The organism is Delftia sp. ZNC0008 (assembly GCF_000799035.1).
GTDB lineage: Bacteria > Pseudomonadota > Gammaproteobacteria > Burkholderiales > Burkholderiaceae_C > Comamonas > Comamonas tsuruhatensis.
The window spans coordinates 1-8,268 of record NZ_JTKZ01000383.1 but is presented as its reverse complement, the minus strand read 5'-3'; the positions used below and the strand labels follow the sequence as shown (position 1 = coordinate 8,268).

The following is an 8,268-nucleotide window of genomic DNA, read 5'->3' as shown; positions in this document are numbered from 1 at the left end:
ATCTTTTCAACACCAGCGATCTGCATCGCTCTCTTCAGCAGAGCCTTGCATTGTAGCACGTTTTTTAACGGTCTTGCAAAACTCTGGAAGCTTCACTTTTCAGACATTTGCGTGTCATCGAGTGCAGGGGCGCAATTCTAGCACCAAAACTTGGCGGATGACTGGCGTCATCCGCCAAGTTTTTTCAAGCCGCCGCCAAGGCCTGCTCCAGAGCGTCGACGAAGAGGCTGGCCACGTCGCAGCCGGTCTGGTCATGGATCTCCTGGAAGCAGGTGGGGCTGGTCACATTGATCTCGGTGATGCACTGGCCGATGACATCGACACCGGCCAGCAGCAGTCCACGCTCCATGAGGAGGGGACCGATCTCTTCGGCCATGGCCTTGTCGTGCTGGCTCAGAGGCTGGGCCACGCCCTTGCCGCCCGCTGCCAGGTTGCCGCGCACTTCGTTGCCCTGGGGAATGCGTGCCAGGCAATAGGGAACAGGTTTGCCGCCGATGACGAGCACACGCTTGTCGCCCTCGGTGATCTCGGGCAGGAATTTCTGCACCATGACGCTGCTGGCACCGCCCTGGTTCAGGGTTTCGATGATGCTGCCCAGGTTGCGGCCGTCGGCGCCCACGCGGAAGATGCCCATGCCGCCCATGCCGTCCAGCGGCTTGAGGATGATGTCCTGATGCTCTTCATGGAAGGCGCGGATGTCCTGCGCGCTGCGCGTGACCAGGGTCGGGCCGATGAATTGCGGGAATTCGAGGATGGCCAGCTTTTCCGGATGGTCTCGCAACGCCCTGGGCTTGTTGAAGACCTTTGCGCCTTCGCGCTCGGCCTGTTCCAGCAGGTGCGTGGAGTAGAAGTATTCGGAATCGAAGGGCGGGTCCTTGCGCATGAGGATGGCGTCGAAGCCCGCCAGCTCCTCCAGGCCTTCCTTGGAGATTTCAAACCACTGCCGGGCATCTCCCGTGAGCTGGATGTGCCGCACCTGGGCGACGACCTTGCCGCCGCGCTGCCAGGAAAGCTGCCTGGGTTCGCAGGCCACGATGGAGTGGCCGCGCCGCTGCGCCTCGCGCATCATGGCGAAGGTGGTGTCCTTGTAGGTCTGGAACGATTCGAGCGGATCGGCGACGAAGAGGATTTGCATGGGTTGTGTGCAGAAGGCGGCGGCCCGTGCCTCGCCTGTATGGGAGGCGGAAGTGGGGTGCCCGGGCCTGGGCCGCGTATCAGTCAGCCCGTGCACGTCGGTAATGTTGCACAAATAGCGCCAGGCTGCCCGCGACCACGCCCCAAAACGCCGAGCCGACTCCGGCTATCACCACGCCGCTGAGCGTCACCAGAAAGGTGATCAACGCAGCCTCCCTGTGTTCCTCCCCCTTGAGAGCTGTCGCCAGGCCGCTGCCTATGGAGCCCAGCAGGGCCAGTCCCGCTATGCAGACCACCAGTTCCTTGGGGAAGGCGGTGAGCAGTCCCGTGACCACGGCGCCGAAGATGCCGATGACTATATAGAAGAGGCCACAGATCGCCGCCGCCGTGTAGCGGCGGGATTTGTCCTCATGGGCCTCGGGGCCCATGCAGATGGCAGCGGTGATGGCACTGAGGTTGAGCGCGTAGCCGCCGAAGGGGGCCAGCACCAGGGTGGCGATGCCCGTCATGCTGATGATGCGGGAGATGGGCAGGTCGTAGCCGGTGGCACGGATGACGGCCACGCCGGGCAGGTTCTGCGAGGCCATGGTGACGACGAACAGGGGCAAGGCCAGGCTCACCAGGGCGGGCACCGAGAACTGCGGCATGGTGAAGACTGGCCAGGCAAGGCCTGCATGCACGGCGGACCATTGCATTTGCCCGTTGAGCGCCACCCAGGCGATGGAGGCCACCAGCGTGGCGATGACCGCATAGCGCGGTGCCAGGCGGCGCGACAGCAGATAGGTCAGCAGCATGACCAGCACCAGGGGCAGCGCATCCCTGGCGGCGGCAAAGGCCTGCATGCCGAAGTTGGCCAGTACGCCCGCCAGGAGGGCGGCAGCGATTTCCATGGGGATGCGGTTCATGACGCGCTCGAACCAGCCTGTGGCTCCCACCAGGATGATCAGCCCCGCGCTGATGATGAAGGCGCCAACGGCCTCGCCCATGGAAAAGCCCCCGGCAAGCCCTGCCGTGGCAAGGACGGCTGCGCCTGGCGTGGACCAGGCGACCATGACCGGCATGCGCAGTATCAGCGAGGGCAGCAGAGAGCACAGGCCCATGCCCAGTCCCAGCGCCCAGATCCAGGACGTGATCTGCTCGGGCGTGGCATGGAAGGCCTGGGCGGCCTGAAAGACCAGGGCCACCGAGCTGGTGAAGCCCACGAGCACGGCCACGAAGCCGGCTGCGAAGGCAGAGGGACTCAAGTCACGGAAAAAGCGCATCGCGCGATTCTGTCACCACAGCCGCCGACCGTGCGATGCGCTGGCGACGCCTACAGCTCGATCTTGGAGCCCAGCTCCACCACGGAGTTGCTGGGCAGGTGCAGGAAGTCGGAGACACGGCTGGCGTTGCGGTGCATCTGGGCAAACAGCTTTTCGCGCCAGGGCGCCATGCGGTGGCTGATGCGCGGGATGATGACATCGCGCGACAGGAAGTAGCTGGTCTCCATGGCGTCGAGCTGGCAACCCCGGGGGCGCAGCAGGGACAGTGCCGCCGGCACGTCCGGTTCGTTCTTGAAGCCGTAGTTGATGATGACCTGCCAGCAGTCGCTGCCCAGCGCCTCGATCTCGGTGCGCTTGTCCAGGCCCACCCAGGGAATTTCATGGTTGCGCACCGTGACGAAGATGTTCTGGTTGTGCAGCACCTTGTTGTGCTTGAGGTTGTGCAGCAGGGCGTTGGGTACGGTGCCCGGTTCGCCGGAAAGAAAGACGGCCGTGCCCGTCACGCGCGCCGGCGGATGGCGCCAGACCGATTCGAGGAAGCTCTTGAGGTCGATGGCATCGGCCTGCAGCTTTTCGTGCAGCAGCTCGCGGCCCTTGCGCCAGGTCATCATCAGCGAGAACACCGTGCCGCCGATCAGCAGCGGGAACCAGCCGCCGTCGAACAGCTTGAGCAGGTTGGACGAGAAGAAGGCCAGGTCCACCAGGAAGAAGAATCCGGTGGCCGCGATGCACAGGGCCAGCGGGTAGTTCCAGCGGTAGCGGATCACGAAGAAGGTCAGCGTGGTGGTGATCAGCATGTCCAGCGTGACCGCAATGCCGTAGGCGGCCGCCAGGTTGCCGCTGGAGCGGAACAGCACCACGGCCAGCGCAATCGCCACGAACAGGCTCCAGTTGACCAGGGGCATGTAGATCTGGCCGGTCTCGCGCACGCTGGTGTGGCGCACTTCCAGGCGCGGCAGATAGCCCAGCTGTATGACCTGGCGCGTGACGCTGAAGGCGCCCGTGATCAGGGCCTGCGAAGCGATGACCGTGGCCATGGTGGCCATCAGCACCAGGGGCAGCAGCGCCCAGGCCGGGGCCATCATGTAGAAGGGATTCTTCACGGCGGCCGGGTTGGCCAGCAGCAGCGCACCCTGGCCGAAGTAATTGAGCGTGAGGGCAGGCATGGCCACGGAGAACCAGGCCAGGCGGATGGGCTTCTTGCCGAAGTGGCCCAGGTCGGCGTAAAGCGCCTCCGCCCCGGTCACGCACAGCACGACGGCGCCCAGGATGATGAAACTGGTGCCGGGGTTGTCCCAGATGAAGCGCACCGCGAAGTGCGGGCTGATGGCCGCCAGGATTTCGGGATGGCCCGCGATCTGGTGCACCCCAAGCGCTGCGATGGTGGCAAACCAGACCAGGGTGATGGGGCCGAAAAACCGACCGATCCCCGCCGTGCCGTGCTTCTGGAACCAGAACAGCAGGAACAGGATGACCAGGGTCAGCGGGATCACGGCCTTGGTGAAGTGCGGAGAGACCACTTCCAGGCCTTCGACGGCCGAGAGCACGGAGATGGCCGGCGTGATCACGCCATCACCATAGAACAGCGAGGTGCCGAAGATGCCGATGAGCAGCAGCACGCTGCGCAGGCGCGGCTTGTCCTTGACGGTCTGCGAGGCCAGGGCCAGCATGGCGACCAGGCCGCCTTCGCCGTTGTTGTCGGCACGCAGCACCAGGACCACGTACTTGAGCGAGACGATGACCGTCAGGGTCCAGAACAGCAGCGACAGGACGCCGTAGATGTTCTCCTGGGTGAACGGCACATGGCCGGAGCCGAAGACCTCCTTGACCGAATACAGCACGCTGGTGCCGATATCGCCATAGACCACGCCGATGGCGCCCAGGGTGAGCGCGGCCAACGAAGATTTGGTTTTCTGCACAGGTCTATGCGCCATCCCGTGGGGAGATGGCTTCAGTCAATTGAAATGCCGGCATTGTCCGCTGTCCTGATGACGAGCGCATCGGACAGCACCCCGATCAGTCGTAGATTTCCGCGTTGGGGTTGGTCGCCTCCAGCTCATAGCTGGCCGCCAGCATGGCGACCCGGGCCACCACGCCATACATGTAGAAGCGGTTGGGCATGCTGGCACCCGGGCGCGCGCCGATCTGGGGCAGCTGGGTGCTGTGCTGGAAGGCCAGCGGCACGAAGCCGGCGCCGGGCGCGTTGAGGTTTTCGTCCACATCGCGTTCGGGATGCATGCGGTAGAAGCCGCCGACCACGTAGCGGTCCATCATGTAGACCACGGGCTCGGCCACGGCGTTGTTCATGCGCTCCTGGGTGAGCACGCCTTCCTGGATGATCACGTCGTGCACGGTCTGGCCGTCCTTGATCATGCCCATCTTGTTGCGGCTCTTGCGCGGCAGCTCGGCCAGCTCCTTGGCATCGCGCACGGTCATCACGCCCATGCCATAGGTGCCGTTGTCGGCCTTGACGATGGCAAACGGCTTTTCCTTGATGCCGTACTCCTTGTACTTGCGGCGCACCTTGGCCAGCAGCACATCGACCTGTTCGGCCAGGCCTTCCATGCCCACGCCATTGGCGAAGTCGATGCCTTCGCTGCGCCCGAACAGCGGGTTGATCAGCCAGGGATCGATGCCCAGCAGCTTGCCGAAGCGCTTGGCCACTTCCTCATAGCTCTGGAAATGGCGGCTCTTGCGGCGCACGCTCCAGCCTGCATGCAGGGGGGGCAGCAGGTATTGCTCGTACAGCTCCTCGACGATGCCCGGGACGCCGGACGACAGGTCGTTGTTGAGCAAGATGGTGCAGGGATCGAAATCCTTGAGACCGATGCGGCGCTTGCTGCGGATCACCGGCTCCAGCGTCACCGTGTCGCCATGCGGCAGGGTGACGGTGGTGGTCTTCTTCACATCGGGGCTGATGGAGCCGATGCGCACGTTCAGACCGGCCATGTTGAAGATGCGCTTGAGCTGCACCACGTTGGCCAGGTAGTGCGTGTTGCGCGTGTGGTTCTCGGGAATGATGAGCAGATTGCGCGCTTCGGGGCAGATCTTCTCGATCGCCGCCATGGCCGCCTGTACGGCCAGCGGCAGCATTTCGTCGGTCAGGTTGTTCCAGCCCCCGGGGAAGAGGTTGGTGTCCACGGGTGCGAGCTTGAAACCGGCGTTGCGGATGTCCACCGAGCAATAGAAAGGCGGCGTGTGTTCCATCCATTCGAGCCGGAACCAGCGCTCGATCGCCGGCATGGAGTCGAGGATGCGCTGCTCAAGCTCGTTGATCGGGCCGGTCAGGGCCGTGATGAGATGTGGAACCATAAAGACCCTCTGGGTACGACGGTGGGGGGCAATTGTAGAGATTGGACCATGGTCTAGGTGTTTTCCCCAGTCTTTGCAGCGTCAGCGGCGCCAGAAAGCCGGCGAAAGCAAGGCCATGAAGCTGAGGATTTCCAGGCGCCCCAGCAGCATGGCCAGGGTGCAGACCCAGGTCTGGAATTCGGTGAGCACAGCATAGTTGGAGGACGGGCCCACCGCGCCCAGGCCCGGCCCCATGCAGTGCACGCTGGCCAGCACGGCGGAGAAGGCGGTCACCGGGTCCAGGTCGGTGAGCAGCAGCACCATGCTGAGTGTGATCACGGTGGCGCCATAGACCAGCATGAAGGCCAGCACCGAGAAGATCATGCGGTTGTCCACCACGCCGGTGCCCAGCCGCACGGGCTGCAAGGCGCGCGGATGCGCGAGCCGCGTGAGTTCACGCCGCGCCTGCTTGAGCAGGATGAGCATGCGCACCATCTTGATGCCGCCGCCCGTGGAGCCCGCACTGGTGGCCACACCCGACATCAGCAGCATGAGCACGGGCGCAAAGACGGGCCAGGTCAGGTAGTCCACCGTGGTGAAGCCGGTCGTCGTGGCCACCGAGACCACATGGAAGAGACCGTAGCGCAGGGCCTCCACGGGCCCGTACACGCCCTTGGCCCACAGCAGCAGCGCCACGATCAGCCCGCCTCCCAGCAGCACGGCCAGCGTGGCGCGCATTTCCGGATCGCGCCAGAAGCCGTCCCAGCGGCCCTTGCGCATGGCCACGAAGTACAGCGCGAAGTTGCAGCTGGCCAGCAGCATGAAGACCAGGGCGGTCAGTTCGATCAACGGCGAGTCGAAATACGCAAAGCTGGTGTCATGCGAGGACAGGCCACCGAGGCTGACGGTGGCGAACATGTGCATCAGCGCATCCAGCGGCGACATGCCTGCCGCCCAGAAGGCCAGCAGACAGGCCAGCGAGAACACGCCGTACACGCCCCACAGGCCCTTGGCGGTCTCGGTCACGCGCGGCGTCAGCTTGGTGTCCTTGATGGGGCCAGCGGCTTCGGCACGGAACAGCTGGGCGCCCCCCACGCCCAGCAGGGGCAGGATGGCCACGGCCAGGATCAGGATGCCCATGCCGCCCAACCATTGCAGGAAGGTGCGCCAGACATTGATGGACACGGGCAGCGCATCCAGCCCCGTGAGCACGGTGGCGCCGGTGGTCGTCAGGCCCGAGACGGCCTCGAAATAGGCATGGGTGAAGCTGATGCTCAGCCCCACATGGCCCATGCCCAGCACCAGGGGCAGCATGGCGCACAGCGGCAAAACCACCCAGACCAGGGTGACGAGGATGACGCCGTGGCGCGGCTGCAGCTCGCGCCGGAAGTGGTCCAGGCCTATCCACAGCGACAGCCCCGCCGCCGCCGTGATGCCGATGGCCCAGGGGTAGATGCGCCAGATGCCGTCGTCGGTGAACCAGGACACTGCAAAGGGCAGCAGCATGGACAGCGCAAACATGACCATGAGCATGCCAAGCACGCGCAGGACGGGTAACAGGTCGCGCATGGTGTCGGCTCAGAAGAAGGTGGCGCTGACGCGAAACAGGTTCTCCACGTCCCGTACCAGCCGCTTGTGGGGCAGGAAGAAGATCACGTGGTCGCCGCTCTCGATCACGGTGGTGCTGCGCGGGATGATGACCTCGGGCTCGGCACCGGCCGCGATTTCGTCGGCCGGCACGCCTTCGGGTATGCCGCGCACGATGAGGCCGATGTGGGCATCCTCGGGCACGCGCAGGTCCTCGACCTTGCGGCCGACCACGCGCGAGCTTTTGCGGTCGCCGCGCGCCACGATCTCCAGCGCCTCGGCCACGCCCCGGCGCAGGCTGTGCACGGCCTGCACGTCGCCGCGGCGCACATAGGCCAGCAGTTCGCCAAGCATGGCCTGGGCCGGCGACAGCGCAATGTCGATCTGCGTGCCGTGCATCAGGTCGGCGTAGGCACGCCGCGTGATCAGCGACAGCACGCGCCGCGCGCCCATGCGTTTGCCCAGCAGGCTGGCCATGATGTTGTTCTCATCGTCGTCGGTCAGGGCCAGGAACAGGTCCACGTCCTCCACGCTTTCATCGGCCAGCAGGTCCTCGTCGGTGGCATCGCCGTGCAGCACCAGCACCTCGGCCGGCAGCAGCGAGGCCAGGTCCTGGCAGCGCTGCTCGTCGGGCTCGATGATCTTGATGTGGAAGCGGCCCGGCACGCGCGACAGCTGCAGCGCCAGGCGCTGGCTGACCTGGTCACCGCCGGCGACCATGATGCGGTAGACCGGGCGCGAAGGCCGGCCGGCAGGCTGGTGGATGGCACGCAGCACCTCGGCCACATGCTCGCGCGCGGCCAGGATGAAGACCTCGTCGCCGGGCTCGATGCGCGTGTTGCCGTCGCAGCGGACGAAGCGGTCGGGCTCGTCCAGGAAACGCCGGTAGATGGCCACGATGCGCATGGCCAGCTCGGGCATGCAGTCGCGCAGCTCGCCGATGCGCTTGCCGACGGCGGGGGCGCCGTCGCGCGCGCGCACCGAGGCCAGTGCG

6 protein-coding genes are annotated in these 8,268 nt (G+C 65.3%); all 6 read right to left on the bottom strand.

The features are described 5' to 3' along the window. Positions 1–184: 184 nt before the first annotated feature. Positions 185–1,135, bottom strand: coding sequence for a glutathione synthase (gene gshB / locus L995_RS12660; protein WP_016454229.1), 951 nt, complete (start codon positions 1,133–1,135; stop codon positions 185–187). Positions 1,136–1,214: 79 nt separating this feature from the next. Beyond that, positions 1,215–2,396, bottom strand: a complete 1,182-nt coding sequence (locus L995_RS12655; RefSeq protein WP_017404050.1) for a benzoate/H(+) symporter BenE family transporter — start codon at positions 2,394–2,396, stop codon at positions 1,215–1,217. Positions 2,397–2,446: 50 nt separating this feature from the next. Continuing rightward, a complete protein-coding gene (locus tag L995_RS12650; protein WP_047472083.1) occupies positions 2,447–4,315 on the bottom strand; it encodes a potassium transporter Kup in 1,869 nt (622 codons plus the stop codon). Positions 4,316–4,412: 97 nt separating this feature from the next. Next, entirely contained in the window at positions 4,413–5,708 is a 1,296-nt protein-coding gene (gene gshA / locus L995_RS12645) for a glutamate--cysteine ligase (protein ID WP_012207794.1), read from the bottom strand. Positions 5,709–5,789: 81 nt separating this feature from the next. Further along, a complete protein-coding gene (locus L995_RS12640) occupies positions 5,790–7,256 on the bottom strand; it encodes a TrkH family potassium uptake protein (RefSeq protein ID WP_016447201.1) in 1,467 nt (488 codons plus the stop codon). A gap of 9 nt (positions 7,257–7,265) precedes the next feature. Continuing rightward, on the bottom strand, positions 7,266–8,268 hold a 1,003-nt coding region (gene trkA / locus L995_RS12635; protein ID WP_047472081.1), incomplete at its 5' end, for a Trk system potassium transporter TrkA.